Below are 18,734 nucleotides of genomic sequence, written 5' to 3'. Positions count from 1 at the left end.
TACGACGCGCCAGACCGCTTTCCAACCGGGTTGGATCTTAAACCCCCGCAAAATGAGCGGGCGCTGTTTCGCAACTACCTTATACGCCCATTCGCAATTATCCGCCTGCCAAAAGATATGCCGAGGCCAGAGGTCCTTGACCAAATTCAGACGGCGGAAGACGAAGCTGACGAGATCGTTGCGGAGGCCGAGGCGGAGCGGGACGACCGTATCGCCGAAGCCCGTGAGCGTGCCGAGGAGATCCGCGCGGAGGCGGAGGCCGAGGCACGAGAGTTGAAAGAACAGCGACTCGCGGAGGCCCGCGAAGAGATAGAGGACGAACGGGAGGCGATCCTCGAAGAGGGACGCCAGCAGCGTGAGGCGCTCGCAGAAGACGCAAGCGAGCGCGAAGACGACGCTGTCGAGTTCGTCCTCGATATCTTCGAGGAGGCGGTGCATGCTCAGACCTGAGCAGATGAGCAAGGTGTCGGTGGCAGGCTCCCGGACCGTGATGGAGCCGGTCATCGAGACCGTCCACGGGATGAATCTGGTGCACCTGAGTGACTACGACGGCTCTTGGGACGGCTTCGAGCACGGCGATCCGATCGAAGGCTCCGAGGACGCGTCGGAAAAACTCGTGACGGTTCGCGCGCTGGAGAGCATCCTCGACCTCGACGACGACGAAGCCGGCCCGAGCCGGATCGTCTCACAGGAAGAGATCGACGACGAACTCGACGGGATCCAGACCGAAGTGAACGAGCTCGACGACCGACGTGACGAGATTCGGGACGAGCTGCGGCAGGTCAACGAACGGATCGAATCGATCGAGCCATTCGTCGATCTCGGAATCGATCTCGATCTCCTTCGTGGCTACGACTCGCTCGAAGTGCGGGTCGGTCACGGCGACGTCGAGGAGATCGAAGCGGCACTGGAGGACGAAGAGACCGTCGACGCGTACGAGACGTTCACCGGCGACGAGGTCGTCGCGGTGTTCGTGTACCCGGTCGACGACGCCGAGGGCGCACTCGAAGACGCGCTCGTCGGTATCGAGTTCGCCGCACCTGAGGTGCCTGACAGCGACCGAGCGCCCGAAACGTTCCTCGCGGAACTTCGCGAGCGCAAAGGCGAGCTACAGGATCAGCGCGAGCAGATCGAAGCGGAACTCGCAGAGCTCAAAGAGGAAGTCGGGGGCTTCCTGCTGGCGGCCGAAGAGAAGCTCTCGATCGATGTCCAGCGTTCGGAAGCGCCCCTGCAGTTTGCGACGTCGAAGCGGGCGTTTATCGCCGAAGGCTGGATTCCAACGGAGCGATACGACGAGTTCGAGACTGAACTCCAAGATGCGGTCGGCAACCGACTGGAGGTCGAAGAGCTCGTTCGTGCGGACTACAACGAACAGGGTCACGCAACGCACGCCGAAGCCGTGGAACCCGAAGAGTCGGCGAGCGAGGAGCAATCGCCCGCCGAGGAAGAGGAACCGCCGAAAGCCGCGACGGATGGCGGACAGCCCGTCGGTGCTAACGGCGGCGCGACGATGATGGACGACTCCCCGCCGGTCGTGCAGGACAACCCCGACATCGCGGAGCCGTTCCAGATGATCGTCAACACGGTCAACCGACCGAAGTACAGCGAGATCGATCCGACGTTGATCGTGTTCCTCTCGTTCCCCTTCGCGTTCGGGTTTATGATCGGTGACATCGCGTACGGACTGCTCTATTTGGCGCTCGGGGTCGCACTGTACCGGTCCGAGTCCGTAGGGCTGCAGGCGATGGGTGCCATCGCTCTGTGGTGTGGTGTCTTCACGACTATGTTCGGCTATCTGTACGACGAACTGTTCGGGATCCACATGTACGAACTGGGGATCCACCTGCCGTTCGCAGGCGTGATATCGAAAGGGATCGCGTCGCCGGACTTCGTCAACTTCTGGCTCGTCGCTGCCGTGCTGTTCGGCATCGCGATGCTGAGCCTGGGCTGGATCGTCGGCTTCGTTAACGACCTCCAGCACGGCGTAGTCGAATCGGGCCTCGAGAACCTCTCGTGGGTCGTCGCACTCAACGGCTTTTTCGTCTGGGTCTTCTCCCAGCACCTCGCGTCCGGAAAGCCCGGCTTCATCGTCGGTCCGGAGGCGGCGCTCAACAACGGAGATATCGCTGGGTTCCTTACGTTCAGTGGCTTTCCGGAGACGGTCGGTCTCATCGGTCTGGGACTGTTCGTCGTCGGACTCGTCGGTATCGGTATCGGCGAGGGTGGTATCGGGCTGATCGAGACGCCCGCCTACATCTTCGGTCACACCCTCTCGTTCCTGCGGATTCCCGCAGTGTTGCTCGCCAAAGCCGGGATGGCCTTCGTGGTCAACCTGCTTGTCTTCGGTGAGTACGTCGACGCCGAGGGCCACACCGTATTCGGTCTGCCGACGCAGGATATCGCCGCGATGGATGCACAGTTCGCGGGACTGCTTCACATCGATGCAGTGCCGTTTGCCCTACTCCTGCCGATCGCCATACTCGTGTTTGTAATCGGACACATCTTTGTCCTGCTGCTCGGTATCACGTCCGCAGGTATCCAGATGGTCCGTCTCGAGTATGTCGAGTTCTTTCAGAAGTTTTATGAAGGCGGCGGGGAGAAATATCAACCGTTCGGTTACGATCGAAGTCACACAACTCAAGACTGATTACAAACATGGAAGCTGCACTACTTACGACACTGGCTGAGACGGCAACGTTCCTGAACACGAACGCGATGAGCCCCGAAGCGGCACAGAACCTGGGCAATGGCTACGCGCTGGCAGCGGCCGGCATCGCTGTTGGTCTCGCGGCACTGGGCTCCGGATATGCGGAACGAGGTATCGGATCCGCTGCAGTCGGCGCTATCGCCGAGGACGAAGACCTGTTCGGTAGGTCGCTGGTTCTGACAGTACTACCGGAGACGCTCGTGATCTTCGCGCTCGTCGTCTTCATCCTGGTACTGGTGCAGTAGAGCCCCGACCAACCTCTATTTACAACCATGAGTTTAGAAACGGTAGTTGAGGACATACGAGACGAAGCCCGCGCGCGTGCGGAGGAGATCAACTCCGACGCCGAAGAGCGCGCCGACGAGATCGTCGCCGAGGCCGAGGCGGAGCGAGAGGAGCTCATCGCCGAAGCCGAAGCGGAGGTCGAAAAACAGATCGAACAGGAACAGGAACAGCGTCTTTCCAGTGCGAAGCTCGAAGCAAAGCAGCAGCGCCTCGAAGCCCGCCGAGATACGCTCGAATCCGTCTACGATCAGGTCGAAGAAGAACTCGCCACCCTCGACGAGGAGACCCGCAAAGAGCTGACGACGGCACTGCTCGATGCGGCCGCGGTCGAGTTCGACGACGGAGCGGACGTCGAGGTATACGGCCGTGCCGACGACAAGGAACTGCTCGAATCGATCCTCGAAGAGTACGACGGCTTCGAGTTCGCAGGCGAGCAGGACTGTCTCGGCGGCGTCGTCCTCGAGAGTGACACGTCGAACATCCGCGTGAACAACACCTTCGATTCCGTGCTGGAGGACGTCTGGGAGGACAACCTTCGAGACATCAGCGCACGGTTGTTCGACCAATGAGCTCGATCGGTGCATCGAATCCCGAGTACGTCAACGCCCGCGTCCGGGCTCGACGAGCGGCGCTCCTGTCGGATGAGGATTATCGGAAACTGATCCGAATGGGGCCCGGTGGCATCGCGCGGTTCATGGAAGAGACCGAGTACGAGACGGAGATCAACGCCCTCGGTGCGCGCTACAGCGGCACCGATCTGATCGAGTACGCACTCAACCAGAACCTCGCAAAGCACTTCCACGACATGCTCGACTGGTCGGAGGGGCGACTGAACGATCTGATCGCCCGGTACCTCCGCAAGTACGACACGTGGAACATCAAGACGGTCATCCGTGGCGTCTACTCCGACGCGTCGGCCGAAGCGATCCAGTCCGATCTGATCCGGGCGGGCGAACTCGAGCCCGAGTTCCTCGACCGGCTCTCCGAACTGGAGACCATCGAAGCGGTGGTCGAACAGCTCGACGAGACGCTGTACGGTGACGCGCTCGCAGACGCCCTCGAGGAGTTCGAGGACGACGGCGTGCTCGTTCCGCTGGAGAACGCAGTCGACCGGGAGTTCTACACGCACTTACTCGACGACCTGCCGACTGGCTGGAACGAGGGGCCGATCGGCCGGTACGTCGAGTTCCTGCAGGCGGAGATCGACTTCCTGAACGCGCGGAACGCGCTTCGGATAGCACGGAGCGGTGCCGACCTCGATCCGGCGGCGTACTTCATCGAAGGTGGAACGCTGTTCACCCCCAGTGATCTTCGATCGCTGGCGACGAACACCGACCAGTTGATCACGCATATCCGGGAGAGCAGGTACGGTGAGGACCTGTCGACCGCACTCGACGAACTGGAGGAGGCCGATACGCTCATCCAGTTCGAGCACGCGCTCGACGCGGCACTGCTGGAGTACACGGATCGACTGTCGACTGTCTATCCGGTGTCGATCACCGCCGTGATGTCGTATATTCTCGCCAAAGAGCGGGAAGTCGAGAACATCCGTGCGATCGCACGCGGTCGCGAAGTCGGACTCGACGAAGCGGAGATCGAGGAGGAACTGGTGATACTATGAGCCAGGAGATAGCAGTCGTCGGCAGTCCCGAGTTCACGACCGGCTTTCGACTCGCCGGGGTCCGTGAGTTCCACAACGTCGCCGACGACGAGAAAGACGATGACCTCGACGACGCGGTTACCGCAGTGCTCGAGGACGAGGGGATCGGAATCGTCGTCATGCACGACGACGACCTCGATCACCTCTCGCGGAACGTCCGGCAAGACGTCGAGACGAGCGTCGAACCCGTCGTCGTTACGCTCGGTGGCGGTGCCGGGAGTGGCGGACTGCGCGAACAGATCAAACGGGCCATCGGTATCGATCTGATGGACGAAGACGAAGAGAGCTAAATCATGAGCAAAGCAACAGATACGGACACTATCCAGGAGGACGGTGTCATCGACAGCGTGAGCGGACCTGTCGTGACGGCGGCCGACCTTGATGCCCGGATGAACGACGTCGTCTACGTCGGCGACGAAGGGCTGATGGGCGAGGTCATCGAAATCGAAGGCAACGTCACGACGATTCAGGTGTACGAGGAGACGTCGGGTGTCGGACCCGGCGAACCCGTCGAGAACACGGGCGAGCCACTGAGCGTGGATCTCGGTCCCGGCATGCTGGACTCCATCTACGACGGCGTCCAGCGTCCCCTCGACGTCCTCGAAGGAGAGATGGGAGCGTTCCTCGACCGTGGGGTCGACGCACCCGGTATCGACCTCGACAAGCAGTGGGAGTTCTCCCCGACCGTCGAGGAGGGCGACGAGGTCGAGGCCAACGACATCATCGGCACCGTCCCGGAAACCGAGAGTATCGAGCACAAGGTAATGGTGCCCCCGATTACGAGGGTGGCGAGGTCAGCGCCATCGAGGCCGGCCAGTTCACCGTCGAGGAGACGGTCGCCGAAGTCGACAACGGCGAAGAGATCCAGATGCACCAGGAGTGGCCGGTCCGCAAACAGCGGCCGGCCGAAGAGAAGCGCACGCCGAAGACCCCGCTGGTCTCCGGACAGCGCATTCTCGACGGTCTGTTCCCGATCGCGAAAGGCGGGACAGCCGCGATTCCGGGCCCGTTCGGTTCCGGGAAGACCGTTACACAGCACCAACTCGCCAAGTGGGCTGACGCGGACATCGTCGTCTACGTCGGATGTGGCGAGCGCGGTAACGAGATGACCGAAGTGATCGAGGACTTCCCGGAACTCGAAGACCCGAAGACCGGGAAGCCGCTGATGAGCCGAACCTGCCTCATCGCGAACACCTCGAACATGCCCGTCGCCGCCCGTGAGTCCTGTATCTACACGGGAATCACCATCGCGGAGTTCTTCCGCGACATGGGCTACGACGTCGCACTGATGGCCGACTCCACCTCGCGGTGGGCCGAGGCCATGCGCGAGATCTCCTCGCGACTCGAGGAGATGCCCGGCGAAGAGGGCTATCCGGCCTACCTCGCCGCTCGCCTCGCACAGTTCTACGAGCGAGCCGGCTACTTCGAGAACATCAACGGGACCGAGGGATCGGTCTCCGCCATCGGCGCGGTCAGCCCGCCTGGCGGGGACTTCTCCGAGCCGGTCACCCAGAACACCCTGCGGATCGTCAAGACGTTCTGGGCGCTCGACGCCGACCTCGCGGAACGACGGCACTTCCCGTCGATCAACTGGACAGAGTCGTACTCGCTGTACCGCGATCAGCTCGATCCGTGGTACCGAGACAACGTCGCGGAGGACTATCCGGAGATCCGCCAGTGGGCGATCGACGTCCTCGACGAGGAGGGCGAACTCCAGGAGATCGTCCAGCTCGTCGGGAAGGACGCCCTGCCCGAGGACCAGCAGTTGACGCTGGAGGTCGCCCGCTACCTGCGCGAGGCATGGCTCCAGCAGAACGCGTTCCACGACGTGGACACCTACTGCGAACCGAACAAGACCTACCGGATGCTTCAGGCTATCAAGGCGTTCAACGACGAGTCGTTCGACGCGCTTGACGCCGGAGTGCCGGTCGAGGAGATCCAGGACATCGACGCCGCGCCGCAGCTGAACCGGATGGGCGTCGCCGAGGACTACGAACAGTTCATCAGCGACCTGGAAGACGACATCGCAGACCAGACGCGGGAGCTGTACTAACAATGAAAGAATATCAGACAATTACGGAGATCAGCGGCCCGCTGGTGTTCGCCGAGGTCGACGAGCCGATCGGGTACGACGAAATCGTCGAGATCGAGACCCCTAACGGCGACATCAAGCGCGGACAGATACTTGAATCGAGCGAGGGGGTCGTCGCGATTCAGGTCTTCGAGGGAACCGAAGGGATCGACCGCAAGTCGTCCGTTCGCTTCCTCGGCGAGACCATGAAGATGCCCGTCACCGAGGACCTGCTCGGACGGGTGCTCGACGGCTCCGGGAACCCGATCGACGGCGGTCCGGAGATCGTCCCCGACGAGCGGATCGATATCGTCGGCAAGGCGATCAACCCCTACGCCCGCGAGTATCCCGAGGAGTTCATCCAGACTGGCGTCTCGGCCATCGACGGTATGAACACCCTCGTTCGCGGTCAGAAACTGCCGATCTTCTCCGGATCGGGACTGCCGCACAACGACCTCGCACTCCAGATTGCCCGGCAGGCGTCCGTGCCGGAAGAGGAAGAGGAGGGCGAAGATGGCTCCGAGTTCGCAGTGATCTTCGGTGCGATGGGGATCACACAGGAGGAGGCAAACGAGTTCATGAACGACTTCGAGCGCACCGGCGCGCTGGAACGGTCGGTCGTCTTCATGAACCTCGCGGACGACCCCGCAGTCGAGCGGACGGTCACGCCGCGACTCGCGCTCACCACGGCCGAGTATCTCGCCTTCGAGAAGGATTACCACGTGCTGAGTGATCCTCACCGACATGACCAACTACTGTGAGGCGCTCCGAGAGATCGGTGCCGCACGTGAGGAGGTCCCGGGACGACGTGGCTACCCCGGGTACATGTACACCGACCTGGCCCAGCTCTACGAGCGCGCCGGTCGGATCGAGGGCCGCGATGGATCGGTCACGCAGATTCCGATCCTGACGATGCCCGGCGACGACGACACCCACCCGATCCCCGACCTGACCGGCTACATTACGGAAGGTCAGATCTACATCGATCGGGATCTCAACAGCCAGGGTATCAAACCGCCGATCAACGTCCTACCGAGCCTCTCTCGGCTGATGGACGACGGTATCGGCGAAGGACTCACGCGCGTCGACCACGCCGACGTCTCCGACCAGATGTACGCGGCGTACGCCGAGGGTGAGGACCTGCGCGACCTCGTGAACATCGTCGGCCGCGAAGCGCTCAGCGAGCGGGACAACAAGTTCCTCGACTTCGCGGACCGCTTCGAGGAGGAGTTCGTCCAGCAGGGCTACGACAACAGCCGTTCGATCGACGAGACGGTCGAACTCGGCTGGGACCTGCTCTCGATGCTCCCGAAAGAGGCTCTCAACCGGATCGACCAAGACCTCATCGCGGAGCACTACCGCGAGGACGAGGGCGAAACCGTCGAAGCGACTGCCGACTGATCGGTCTCGAACTTTCTTCGGCCGTTTTCAACAGACTGAGCCGTGGCTCCGTCGATACGACACGTCGGCAAAACGGCTGCTCGCGGTTCAGGCGTCTCTGAAGAACTCGTCTTGCTCGAAGGCCTCGTCTTCGCCCTGCACGTCGAGCACGTCGAGCGCCGTCACTTCGGCGTCGATATCGAGCATGCCGGAGAGGCTTGGTTCGGTCCGGCCGTTGTCGCTACTGACCAGTTCCTTGACGTAGAGTCCGCCTGCGCCGTGGAGTTCGATATCGGCGTGACGCTCGTCTTCGAGTTCGCCGTCGACTTCGTACACGTCTCGCGTGCGCGTGATACTGGCTCGGCGGTGGTCGACGCGCTCGGGCGTGAACTGCTCGACGGTCGTCCCCTCCAGTTCGTCGAGGGCCGCCTGAAATTCGGCTTCGTCGACCGGTTCGTCGAACTCGACGTCCATCCGGTAGGTCTTGCTCGCTTCTAGCTCTTTGACGCGCTCGACCATCTCGTGGGTGGCGAGTCGGAGTCCTCGACTTCGACTGCGCCCTCGGCCGCCTCGTTGATCCGCGCTTCGAGCGCCTCGACGTCCGGGCTACGGTAGTGGGGTTTCTTCACTTCGGCGACGAACGGTCGGCCGTGCTCGAGCATCCGCGCATCGACGTCCTCGCGCCCAGCACCGTGGAAGACGCCCTCCTCGCCCTCCATGGCGTCCCGGACGAGCGGCGCGACGTAGCCCTCGACGCTGTCGTCGTAGAGGTAGCCGCTCCCGCCGCAGTACTCGCAGTCGACCTCGCCGTCGGGGCCGAGCTCCTTGCCGCTGCCGCCGCACTCCCGGCATGGCCACTCTGTCTGGGGAATGTCCCGTTCGAGTTTGCGATAGCGGCCGTAGACGAACGCGGGGTTGACCTGGATTTCGACGTCGCCGTCGCGTTCGAGATTGAGCAGGGCGAGCACATCGGGTCGCTCGAAGTCGACCATGGTGTCCGTCTTCTGGCCGACGCGTTTGCCGACCTCGCGGTTGAATTCGGATTTGAACAGTTCGCCCGCATCCTCGTCGAGTCCGGCGTCCGCCCGGAGCAGTGCGTCGTTCTCCTCGATCAGCGGTGGCGTACGCGTCCCGACCTGATACGTCTCGAAGTGGACGCCCTCGAGCGCCTCGGCGACGCGGTCAGCCCACGCGTCGTACTCGCCACAGAAGCCCTCACAGACCCAGCAGTCCTCGGGTGGCGTCGATTCGTAGTCGGTATCGTCTTCCAGTGCGATGGTCGTCCGGAGTCCCATACCCCGTTCGTCGTTCGTCAGCCCGAAACTCCGGTCCGCGAAGGGACGCCCGAGGCAGGCGTCACAGAGCGGTCCGGTCTCCAGAAGTGCACGGGCGTCCTCGATAACCGTCATACCTCTATCCAGTCGGAGCGTGGGTAACTACCTTGTGGAAGCCAGTCGGCGAGTCCCGCCCGATCTCTCTCGCTTACAACTGCCCCCGACCGAGCAGGACGTACAGCAGGACGCCGAGAAACGGCGCGAAAAAGACCACGAGCGCCCAGAGGACCGCCGATTGGGGGCTGTTCCGTTGTGCATCGGAGTAAGTCCACACGATCAGGCCGACGTAGACGGCGAACAGTAGCAGGCCGAACAACAGGAAGAAGCCGCCGACTGCGCCGGACTGCAGGACGGTGATGGAGGGCATTATAATATATCATTGAATAAAGTGGAATAAATTCTTTTTGGCCAACAGGTCGAGTCGACGCCCCTTTTTATCCGCCCGGCTATCTCCGAGTATGCGACAGTTCATCGTAATCGGCCACGACGCCCCCATCGAGTCGGAGTTCGCGCTCTCTGATCTCGCGGGCGGGGCGGGCCGCCTCGACATACTCTGCCGGTGTGTTAACTCCGCGTTCTTCCTCTCGCACGATCTCCGCGAGGACGTCCGCGTGCATCTCGTTCTCCAGGACGAGTTCACGGTCACCTTCGAGGGGAGCGACCTCCGGCGACTCAACCCCGACGAGCGCTCGACGGCCGCGCTCGTCCGAAACGCGCTCGAACAACGTCAGGAAGCGATCGGTCATATCCCCGTCGAGACGTCGCCGGGCGTCTCGCTCACGCGAATCGGCTTCGAGGAGCTACTCGACGACGTCGCCAGCGAGGGATCGATCGTCCAACTGCACGAGGACGGCGACCCCATCTCGGACGTCGAACCGCCGACCGATCCGATCTTCGTTCTTTCGGACCACTACGACTTCGAGGAGTGGGAGGCGGAACTGCTGGCGTCGACGACTGATCGGCGGGTCCGACTCGGCCCGAATCGACTCCACGCTGATCACGCGATCACTGTCGCACAGCACTATCTCGACACCGACGGCTACACGCGATTCTGACGCTCGTTTGGGCACAGTCCGGAAGCGTTAAAAACGATACTCCCCTTCCTTCGTGTGCGGGCCGGTGGGGTAGCTTGGTATCCTTCGGCCTTCGGGTGGCCGTAACCGCGATTCTGAATTCGCGCCGGCCCACTTTTCCCGCATTCCATCACCGCGAGCGTAGCGAGCGGTCCGGAATGCGTGGAAAATCCATCCAAGCGAATTCAGAATGAGGCCGAGGTTCTGCGCAAAGCGCAGGTTCTCGGACGTAATTCGAGCTTCGCGCCGGCCCACTTTTCCCGCATTTTCTACCTGCGAGCACCAGCCTTCGGGTGGCCATAACTCGAACTTCGCGCCGGCCCTGCTCACAGACGCTACCTGAGCCATTGGAGATCTCGAACTGCCGGCGGCAGTAGTTTTATGCTGGACGTTAAACTGTCGACGTATGGATACTCTTGAGATCGGTCTCCGCCTGGTCGCCGGAGCACTGTTTATCCTGGGGAATGCCTTCTTCGTCGCCACCGAGTTCTCCCTGACGCGTGTGCGCCAGTACGACGAGTCGGAGTTCGCAGAACCCGGCTTGCGGCGCGCCTGGGAGATGACCGAGGATCTGGAGATCTATCTCACGAGCTGTCAGGTCGGGATCAGCGCGACGAGCATCGCTGTCGGTATCATCGCAGAGCCTGCGCTTTCGGGACTGTTCGAGCCGTTCTTCGAGAACACGGTGCTCGCGTCGGTCGGCGCTGCTGGGATCATCGCCTTCGTCATCATCAATCTCGTCCATCTGACCCACGGCGAGCAGACGCCGACCTATCTCGGGGTCGAGCGGACGAAGTTCGTCGCCCGCCACGGCGCGACGCCGCTGTACTGGTTCACGAAACTCATCTCGCCAATGATTGCGATCGGTGACAGCGTCGCCAAGTGGACGCTCAGCCTGTTCGGCGTCGAGATGACGGGCGCGTGGCTGGAGAGCCAGACCGAACGGGTTCGATCCCGGGCGGAGCTTCGACATCGGCTGACGACGCTGCTCGACCGCGGGGACCTCCCCAGAGAACGCCTTGAGGAGGTGCTCAACGCGTTCACCATCGGTGAGATCCCGGTTCGAGACGTCATGACGGAGACCGAGGACATCGTGTTCGTCTCGACGGCACTGTCGGCCGAGGAGAACCTCGACCGTATCGGATCGAGTCCCCACACTCGCTTCCCGCTGATCGGCGAGGAGCCAGCGGAGTTTCTGGGAATCGTCTACGTGCCGACCGTTGTCGATGCGTTCGACGACCTCCGGGCGGGCGAGCGGTCGTTCGAGGATATCGCGACGCCGCCGATGACCCTCGGTACGGACGTCCACCTCAGCGAAGCGATCGACCGGTTTCAGGCCCAGAAACAGGAACTCGCACTGGTGCTGGACGACGACGAGGTGGTCGGGCTGATCACGGCGACCGACGCGCTCGAAGCCGTGGTTGGAAAGCTCGAAGACCCGCTCGACGTGGAGATCACGGACACCTGATCGGCGATCAGGACAGTTCCTCTCTGATCGCCGACCGCTTGACGAGCGCAAAGCCCGTACAGATGAGGGCGAACCCGGCGACGGTCGTGAGCGTGAGGCCCTCGTCGAGCAGGAGCCAGCCCACCAGCGCCGCGAAGACCGGTGCCACGTAGGAGACGAGGTTGATCTCGATGGGGCCGACCCGGTCGAGCAAGTCGAAGTAGATGAGGAAGCCGAGGCCGCTGGCGACGACGGCGAGGTAGCCGAGCGCCAGCAGGGACTCGGTCGTCCAGACGATAGCGTCCACCGATTCGCCGAGTACGAGCGCGACCCCGTGAGTGAGCACCGCGCCGACGAGCATCGACCAGGCCTCCATCGTCTCGATGTCCATCCCGGAGTCGAGGGCCCTCGTGAGGACGGAGCCGAGGGCGAAGGACGTCGCGGCGAGAAGGACGAGGAACTTGGCGGTAGTGCCGTCTCCTGTCAGGTTTGCAGGGTCGGGCGACGCAAGCACGACCGCACCGACGAGACCGATCAGTAGGCCGGTGACACCGACGAGCGTCAGTCGCTCGGACGGGAGGAAGGCCCTGGCGAACACCGTCGTCAGGAGGGGCGAGAGTCCGACGATGACCGCGGCGATGGCGCTGGTCACCGCGGGGCTACTTTCGCCGTAGAAGAGGAAGGCGTGGTAGCCAGCGATGATCAGCGTCGCACCGATGGCGACGTCCGACCACTCGCGGCGGCCACGCGGGATCGGATCGTCGACGGCGTAGGCCGCGTACGCGAGCATGACGATGCCGGCGACGTCGAACCGGAGCGCGGCAAACGTTACTGGTGGAAAATACGCTGCCCGGCGTTGATCGCTACGAACGCAGAGCCCCAGACGGCGGCGAGCAACAGGAACAGCGAGAGGGTACGATAGCGGCTCACGGCTCACCTGCTCGCGCCACTGGCCAAAAGCTTGCGGAAACGGCCTGGGTCGGGGGCAATCGGTGTTCCCTGTTCGTTACTCGTCCGCAGACGTCTTTGCCGGGGGCTCAGCGAGTGGCTCCTCGATATCGAGCAGTTCGGCGCTTTGCTCCCAGAGGCGCTGTGCGGCGACGGTGTCCTGTGCCGCATCCGAGGGCGTCGTAACGCTCTGGCCGGAGAAGTAGCGCCCGAAGACGTCTGCGGTCCTCGGTGATACTGCGAGATTCACCAGTGCGGCGGCCCCGTCAGCCACCGACGTGACGCCGGGAACCACATCGAGTTTCCCGAACAGGCTGGAGAGCGGGCCGGGAAGGAACCGGCTGAAGCCGCTGCCGGGGATCGCACCCGGATGGAGGCTGTTGGACGTGACGTCCCGATCAGCGGCGTCGAGCCGTCGCGCCAACTCGGTCGCGAAGAGGATGTTTGCCAGTTTCGAGTGGCTGTACGCCCACATCCCGGCGTCCGGTTCGGTAACTCGATCCAGATCCAGCGACGCGCCCTGGTGGGCACCTGAGGCCGTCGTGACGACGCGGGCGTCCGGAGCGAGGTGATCCAGTAGCTCTGCGGTCAGCAAGTACGGCGCGAGGTGGTTGACGTGGAACGTGTACTCGACGCCGAGGTCGGTCAGTTCGCCGCCACGGAAGAATCCGCCGGCGTTGTTGACGAGCACGTCGAGCCCATCGGTTTCCTCTCGAACCGTTGCCGCGAGTTCCTCGACGGCATCGGTATCGGAGAAGTCGGCCCGGACGAACGTCGCCTCCGCGCCGAGCGCGGTGAGTTCGTCGACCACGCTCTCGCCTTTCCACGGATCGCGGCCGTGGACGATCACGTCCGCGCCCAGTCGACCAGCGCCAGCGCGGCGTGACGGCCGATGCCGCTCGTCGAACCGGTGACCAGCACGTCCATTCCGGTACAGTCGACGTCGTCGACGCCAGCAATCACTTCTGGGAGTTCGCTCATTACTCGTGTCAAGGGTCGAACGAACAAAACGGTACGGCAATCCGGACACCTCGTCCCGGCGATACCCCCGTGATCTCACCAGTTACCGAAGAGTCCGCCGCCCGCGACGTCCTCTTTCACCACCTCGGCGACGTGCTCGCCGCTTAGGAGACACATCGGGACGCCGATTCCGGGGTTGACGTCGCCGCCGACGTAGTATGCGCGGTCGACGTTCGGAACCTTGAATCCGGGGCGCATCGGCCCGGTCTGTTCGAGAGTGTGGGCGAGGCCGAGCGCCGTCCCGCCGAGCTTGTTGAACTGGGCTTTGTAATCGCTGACGCAGGCCGAGTGCTCGACGCGAATCCGGTCGTGCAGGTCGACGCCGACGTGCTCGGCGAGGCTGTCGAGCACGTCGTCACGGAACCGTTCTCGTTGCTCGGGGTCGTCGTCGAGTTCGGGCGCGACCGGGACGAGGACGACCAGCGTCTCGGCGTCCTCGGGTGCAACTGAGGGGTCGGTCTGGGACGGAACGTTGACGTAGTACGCCGGATCCTCGGGCCATCCGGACTCCTCGAATATCGACTCGAAGTGGTCGCTCCAGTCCGTCGGGAGCACGAGCGTATGGTGCTCGAACTCGTCGAGGTCGCCGTCGATGCCGAGATACAGCATGAACGCCGAGGGAGCGAGGGTTCGGCTGTCCCAGTACTCGCCGTCGCCGCCGACCAGCGAACCGATCGGCCGTGAGCCGACTACGTCATCCGGGAGGAGGTCCCGCTCGACGTGTGCGGGCGGGGCGTTGTTGACGACCCGGTCGTGGCTCGTCGTCCCTCCCCGGTGGTCGACGGAGATACTCGACTGTCCCGGCTCCAGCCCGGTCACCGGCGTCTCCGTCCGAATCTCGACGCCCTGCTCGCGGGCGACCGACTCCAGCGCGTCGATGAACGCCGACATCCCGCCCTGTGGATAGTAGACGCCAAGCCCGTAGTCGACGTGGCTCATCAGGGTGTACAGCGCCGGCGTGTTGTACGGCGACCCACCGAGGAAGACCAGCGTGTACTGAACCAACTGTCGGAGCTTGGGGTGATCGAAGTACTCGCTGACGTGCTCGTCCATCGTCCCGAGGAAGTTGATTCCCCGGCCCGAGCGCGCAACGTCAGTCGAGACGTAATCGCGTAGCCGCCAGCGGTTGGCCATGACGAACCGGTTCATCCCAGCTCGTAGGCCTCTTCGGCCTGATCGAGATACCGCTCGAATGCCTCGCCACCGCCGTCCTCGTAGAACTCGAACAGCTCCGCGGCGGCGCCCGGATCGGCGGGTACGTCGACGCTGTCGCCGTCCTTCCAGTACACCCGGTAGTTCGGGTCGAGCCGTTCGAGGTCGTAGTAGTCGGTCGGCTGACTGTCGAAGTGCTCGAAGAAGCGCTCGAACAGTTCGGGCATCAGGTACCACGACGGACCAGTGTCGAACTGGAACTCGCCGTCGACCAGTGTCCCTGCGACGCCGCCGACCGCCGAGCGCTGTTCGTAGACCGTTACGTCGGCCCCGTCTCGGGCGAGATACGCCGCCGCGGAGAGGCCGCCGATGCCGGCACCGACGATGCCGATAGACGTACCAGCGAGGGACGTATCAGCGAGGGTTCGTGTCACACTCCGCCGGTTAGGACTGGACTGTTGAATGGGTGGCCCGTCCGATGTCGGGCTTTTTAAGGAACGTACCAGATGCCCCGCTTGAAGTCGAGCCACTCGCCGACGACGACGTGCGGGAGGGCGACGATACAGACGAAGATCGTGTAGAACGCGACCAGCCCCGGCAGCAGTCCCTGCGTCCCGAGCGGGTTGGGCGCGACGAACCAGAGCGTCGCCGCGACGAGTCCGGTCGCAGCGCGCCGACGATCAGGACGCCCCAGACGACCGGGACGGGGAGGCCCTGTCCGTCGTCCGGCTCCTTGCGGTTAGCGACGAACGTGCGGCCCGACTGTCGCATGGAGTACCAGAGCGGAAAGTACAGTCCGATCGAGATAACCACGGGGACGGCGGCGAAGTAGCCCACGAGCAACGACGTCTCGCCGACGTCGGCGAGCCACTCCGTCGATCCGCCACTGCGACGTAGCCCCAGACGAGATGGGCGAGTAGCGCGAGGCCGTAGACGCCGCCCAGCAGGGGAGTCATCAGTTCCATCCGGCCGTGTAACGCCCCGACTGCACCGGCGTCGAACATCGAGACCATGTAGGAGGCAAAGCCGTAGAACGTCTCCGGCCAGAAGAGTAGGGGGACGATCATCACCGCGCCTCCGCGGACGAACGCGGCGAGGGCACGCTGTGGCTCGCTTTCGAGGTGGTCGCTCCCGACCAGCGCGTCCATCACCCGGAGGTCGCCGTGGCCGCCTTTAGCCACTGCCGTTGCGAAGGCCAGCGAGAGCGCGAGCAACGGCGCGACGAAGAACAGCGCGATGAACCCGGCCACGAACGTTACGTACATCGCGACGTACTTCGCGCCCATCGGGAGCCCTCGCCGCCGGAGGTTCTCGAAGTGCTCGTAGCCGCCGTGGGGGAGGTTCAGCCCGACCATCCCCACGAGATAGATGACCATCTGGAGTTCGAGCGAGGGCATCGTCCCGGTGAGACCCGCGCCGACGAAGACGACCAATAGCGCGAGCAAGGCCCCTCGCGACGCGTGAATCGCCCAGTTTTCGATACGTTTCGTTCGGGTCTCGGTCAGTTGCCACGTTCCCGTTCCCATACGCGTCGCTTAGGATCGAAGTCGGTTGTTCCGCTGGGTTCGTTCTGTGGCGTTTTATATGGTCAGGTTCGGCGTGCTCCAGTTCCGGCTCGTCCGATCGCTTCGAGATCGATCCGTCCGCCGGGCATCGGGACGCCATCGTAGGGATCCTCGTCGAGCAGCAGGGAGCCGTCGAGATCCGCGTAGTCGAGCAGTGGTGCGAGATGCGCAGCGGCGGCAATCGACGCGTTCGACTCGTACATGCAACCACACATCACCTCCAGTCCGTGAGCGTGAGCAGTCTCGACGATCCGTCGGGCCTCCCGGAGACCGCCACACTTCATCAGTTTGAGGACGGCGACGTCACACCGGTCCGCGATCCGTGGGATGTCCGTGGCCCGCTCGACGGACTCGTCGACCGCCACCGGTAGCTGCGAGTGCTCGTAGACGTAGCGAAGCCCCTCGGGGTCCTCGGCGGGAACTGGCTGTTCGACGAACTCGATCCCGTAGGGGGCGATCCGATCGATGGTCTGGATCGCTTCCGTGGGCGACCAGGCCTCGTTGGCGTCGACCCGGATCGTCGCGTCCGGGGCCGTCTCGCGGATCGTCCGCACGATCGCCTCGTCCCGGTCGGTGCCGAGTTTGACCTTCAGGACCTCGTAGCCCCGCTCGGTCGCCGTTGCGACTTTCTCCCGGATCGTCTCGGCGTCGTCGATGCCGATCGAGTAGGACGTCCGGATGCTCTCCGTCGGGTCGAGTCCCCAGTAGCGGTACAGCGGCAGATCGAGACGCTTCGCGACGAGGTCGTGTAGCGCGATACTCACCGCCGCCCGGGCGCTGGGGTTCCCCGGACCGTCTCGTACATCCGGCGCTCGATCCTGGCGAGTTGGTGTGGATCCCCGACGGTCTCGACGACGTCAGCAGGGCCGGCAGGACGGCTTCGACGGTCTCGACGGTCTCGCCGTAGTGGGCCGAGGGTGCCGCGCCGCCGATTCCGGTCCGGCCCGCCTCGTCTTCGATCCGCACGAGTACGGTTTCGGCGTGTGTCGTCGTCCCTCGCGCGATGGTAAAGGGGAACTCGAACGGCAGTTCGACGTGCTCGACGGCGGCATCGAGCGTCATACCACCACCTCCAGCAGGTCGTCGGTGCCGTACCGGAGCACGTCGGTCGCCGGCGCGTCGAGCGCGTCCCCGTAGTCGACGACGGCTTGCTCGGCTTCCCCGTCGTCGAGTCCGTCCGTGTTGAGCGCGCCGGCGACGACCGACGCCGAACTGACCGGCCCGGCGAGGCCCTCGTAGAGGTCGACGTACTGGTCTACCGGTGGGAGCGAAAACGACTCGTAGCCGTGGATTCGCTCCCGGCCCGCGTCGTGACAGAGGACCAGCGCGTCGGGCAACGCGCCGTGGAGGATCCCACAGGTCACCGCGGAGTAGGCCGGGTGGACGATGCTTCCCTGCCCCTCGACGAAGAGGTACTCGTGCTCGTCTCCCCGTTCGAGTATCATCTGCTCGACCGCCCCCGCGGTGAAATCGCTCACGACGCGGTCGACCGGCGTCCCCCAGCCTTCGATCATGATACCGGTCTGGCCTGTCGGGACGATGGCGGCGTCGTGGCCGGCGGCCCGGGCGTTCCGGGCCAGTTCCATCGTCGTCGTCATCTTTCCGACCGAGCAGTCGGTGCCGACGGTGAGGATCACCTCGGCGTCGACATCCCCTGCAATGCCTTTGCTGACCGTGAGATCCTCGGGCGGCCGGCGGACGTCACGTAGCTCACAGCCGTTTTCGGCGGCGAGGTCGGCGAACTGCTCGTCGTCTGCGAGGAAGTAGTGCAGTCCGGCGATCACGTCACAGCCACGCGTGAGCGCGGCCACCACGTCGGGTCGCCAGCTATCGTCGAAACCGCCGCCGATCGGCGCGATTCCGATGATCAGCGCGTCGACCGGTTCCGCAACTTCCCCGAAGCCAGCGACGACTGGCGCGTCCTGGACGTCGGGGACGTGCTCGTTCACTCGCGTTCCTGCTCGCTCGCGGTCGATAACGGCGGCAACGTCGTAGTCGGCGTATCTGAGGACTCCTACCGCGGTCTTTGCCCGCTCTGGGAACTTCCCGTGGGCGAGAACGGCGACGCGCATAGCCAATCCATCGGACACTG

At 63.8% G+C, this 18,734-nt stretch carries 14 protein-coding genes, 1 tRNA gene and 6 pseudogenes; 11 read left to right on the top strand and 10 right to left on the bottom strand.

All coding sequences use genetic code 11. The features are described from left to right. The first annotated feature begins 117 nt into the window (after nt 1-117). From ahaH to ACFQH2_RS15760, 8 genes and pseudogenes are all read left to right on the top strand, one after another. The gene (ahaH, locus tag ACFQH2_RS15795) at nt 118-450 is read left to right on the top strand and encodes an ATP synthase archaeal subunit H (protein ID WP_377055238.1); all 333 of its coding nucleotides are present in this window, start codon (nt 118-120) and stop codon (nt 448-450) included. Then, complete coding sequence (locus ACFQH2_RS15790; protein ID WP_377076921.1) at nt 437-2,647, top strand: V-type ATP synthase subunit I; 2,211 nt, start codon at nt 437-439, stop codon at nt 2,645-2,647. The genes ahaH and ACFQH2_RS15790 overlap by 14 nt, the downstream gene beginning before the upstream one ends. 68 nt (nt 2,648-2,715) lie before the next feature. Then, entirely contained in the window at nt 2,716-2,952 is a 237-nt protein-coding gene (locus ACFQH2_RS15785) for a hypothetical protein (RefSeq protein ID WP_377057108.1), read from the top strand. Between the two features lie 27 nt (nt 2,953-2,979). Beyond that, nucleotides 2,980-3,561 (top strand): V-type ATP synthase subunit E, encoded by a 582-nt coding sequence (locus ACFQH2_RS15780; protein WP_377055234.1) that lies wholly within the window; start codon nt 2,980-2,982, stop codon nt 3,559-3,561. Then, the gene (locus ACFQH2_RS15775) at nt 3,558-4,613 is read left to right on the top strand and encodes a V-type ATP synthase subunit C (RefSeq protein ID WP_377055232.1); all 1,056 of its coding nucleotides are present in this window, start codon (nt 3,558-3,560) and stop codon (nt 4,611-4,613) included. Before ACFQH2_RS15780 ends, ACFQH2_RS15775 begins: the two co-directional genes overlap by 4 nt. Next, complete coding sequence (locus tag ACFQH2_RS15770) at nt 4,610-4,942, top strand: V-type ATP synthase subunit F (protein WP_377055230.1); 333 nt, start codon at nt 4,610-4,612, stop codon at nt 4,940-4,942. Before ACFQH2_RS15775 ends, ACFQH2_RS15770 begins: the two co-directional genes overlap by 4 nt. Before the next feature lie 3 nt (nt 4,943-4,945). Further along, nucleotides 4,946-6,705, top strand: a pseudogene (locus tag ACFQH2_RS15765) (ATP synthase subunit A). Nucleotides 6,706-6,707: 2 nt separating this feature from the next. Then, nucleotides 6,708-8,124 (top strand): annotated as a pseudogene (locus ACFQH2_RS15760) (ATP synthase subunit B). 87 nt (nt 8,125-8,211) lie between these two features. On the opposite strand, the pseudogene ACFQH2_RS15755 reads toward ACFQH2_RS15760, so the two are convergent. Together ACFQH2_RS15755 and ACFQH2_RS15750 are read right to left on the bottom strand one after the other, a co-directional pair. Then, a pseudogene (locus ACFQH2_RS15755) lies at nt 8,212-9,512 on the bottom strand (tRNA pseudouridine(54/55) synthase Pus10). Between the two features lie 73 nt (nt 9,513-9,585). Beyond that, entirely contained in the window at nt 9,586-9,804 is a 219-nt protein-coding gene (locus tag ACFQH2_RS15750) for a PLDc N-terminal domain-containing protein (protein WP_377055222.1), read from the bottom strand. Between the two features lie 91 nt (nt 9,805-9,895). On the opposite strand from ACFQH2_RS15750, the gene trmY reads away from it, so the two are divergent. The 3 genes from trmY to ACFQH2_RS15735 all read left to right on the top strand — a co-directional run bounded on the left by trmY (nt 9,896) and on the right by ACFQH2_RS15735 (nt 11,978). Then, nucleotides 9,896-10,492: a tRNA (pseudouridine(54)-N(1))-methyltransferase TrmY gene (gene trmY, locus ACFQH2_RS15745; protein ID WP_377055220.1), complete on the top strand. Its 597-nt coding sequence runs from the start codon at nt 9,896-9,898 to the stop codon at nt 10,490-10,492. A gap of 58 nt (nt 10,493-10,550) precedes the next feature. Next, a tRNA-Pro gene (locus ACFQH2_RS15740) sits at nt 10,551-10,624 on the top strand. Between the two features lie 292 nt (nt 10,625-10,916). After that, nucleotides 10,917-11,978 carry a CNNM domain-containing protein gene (locus tag ACFQH2_RS15735; protein WP_377055218.1) on the top strand — a complete coding sequence of 354 codons (1,062 nt, stop codon included), beginning with the start codon at nt 10,917-10,919 and terminating at the stop codon, nt 11,976-11,978. Nucleotides 11,979-11,985: 7 nt separating this feature from the next. On the opposite strand, the pseudogene ACFQH2_RS15730 reads toward ACFQH2_RS15735, so the two are convergent. The 8 genes and pseudogenes from ACFQH2_RS15730 to ACFQH2_RS15695 form a co-directional block, all read right to left on the bottom strand. Next, nucleotides 11,986-12,887, bottom strand: a pseudogene (locus ACFQH2_RS15730) (DMT family transporter). A gap of 76 nt (nt 12,888-12,963) precedes the next feature. Beyond that, complete coding sequence (locus ACFQH2_RS15725; RefSeq protein WP_377076920.1) at nt 12,964-13,755, bottom strand: SDR family NAD(P)-dependent oxidoreductase; 792 nt, start codon at nt 13,753-13,755, stop codon at nt 12,964-12,966. Beyond that, nucleotides 13,752-13,886, bottom strand: a complete 135-nt coding sequence (locus tag ACFQH2_RS15720; protein ID WP_377076919.1) for a hypothetical protein — start codon at nt 13,884-13,886, stop codon at nt 13,752-13,754. The genes ACFQH2_RS15725 and ACFQH2_RS15720 overlap by 4 nt, the downstream gene beginning before the upstream one ends. A 75-nt stretch (nt 13,887-13,961) precedes the next feature. Then, complete coding sequence (locus ACFQH2_RS15715; protein WP_377077009.1) at nt 13,962-15,119, bottom strand: phytoene desaturase family protein; 1,158 nt, start codon at nt 15,117-15,119, stop codon at nt 13,962-13,964. Next, nucleotides 15,071-15,511 (bottom strand): phytoene desaturase family protein, encoded by a 441-nt coding sequence (locus ACFQH2_RS15710; protein WP_377076918.1) that lies wholly within the window; start codon nt 15,509-15,511, stop codon nt 15,071-15,073. The genes ACFQH2_RS15715 and ACFQH2_RS15710 overlap by 49 nt, the downstream gene beginning before the upstream one ends. Before the next feature lie 56 nt (nt 15,512-15,567). Further along, nucleotides 15,568-16,603, bottom strand: a pseudogene (locus tag ACFQH2_RS15705) (Brp/Blh family beta-carotene 15,15'-dioxygenase). Between the two features lie 62 nt (nt 16,604-16,665). After that, nucleotides 16,666-17,704, bottom strand: a pseudogene (locus ACFQH2_RS15700) (dipeptide epimerase). Further along, nucleotides 17,701-18,714, bottom strand: coding sequence for a DUF1611 domain-containing protein (locus ACFQH2_RS15695; RefSeq protein ID WP_377055206.1), 1,014 nt, complete (start codon nt 18,712-18,714; stop codon nt 17,701-17,703). The pseudogene ACFQH2_RS15700 and the gene ACFQH2_RS15695 overlap by 4 nt, the downstream one beginning before the upstream one ends. Nucleotides 18,715-18,734 lie beyond the last annotated feature (20 nt).

The organism is Natronoarchaeum sp. GCM10025703 (assembly GCF_042661985.1).
In the GTDB taxonomy this organism is placed as follows: domain Archaea; phylum Halobacteriota; class Halobacteria; order Halobacteriales; family Natronoarchaeaceae; genus Natranaeroarchaeum.
This window is presented reverse-complemented; position numbering and strand designations above follow the sequence as displayed.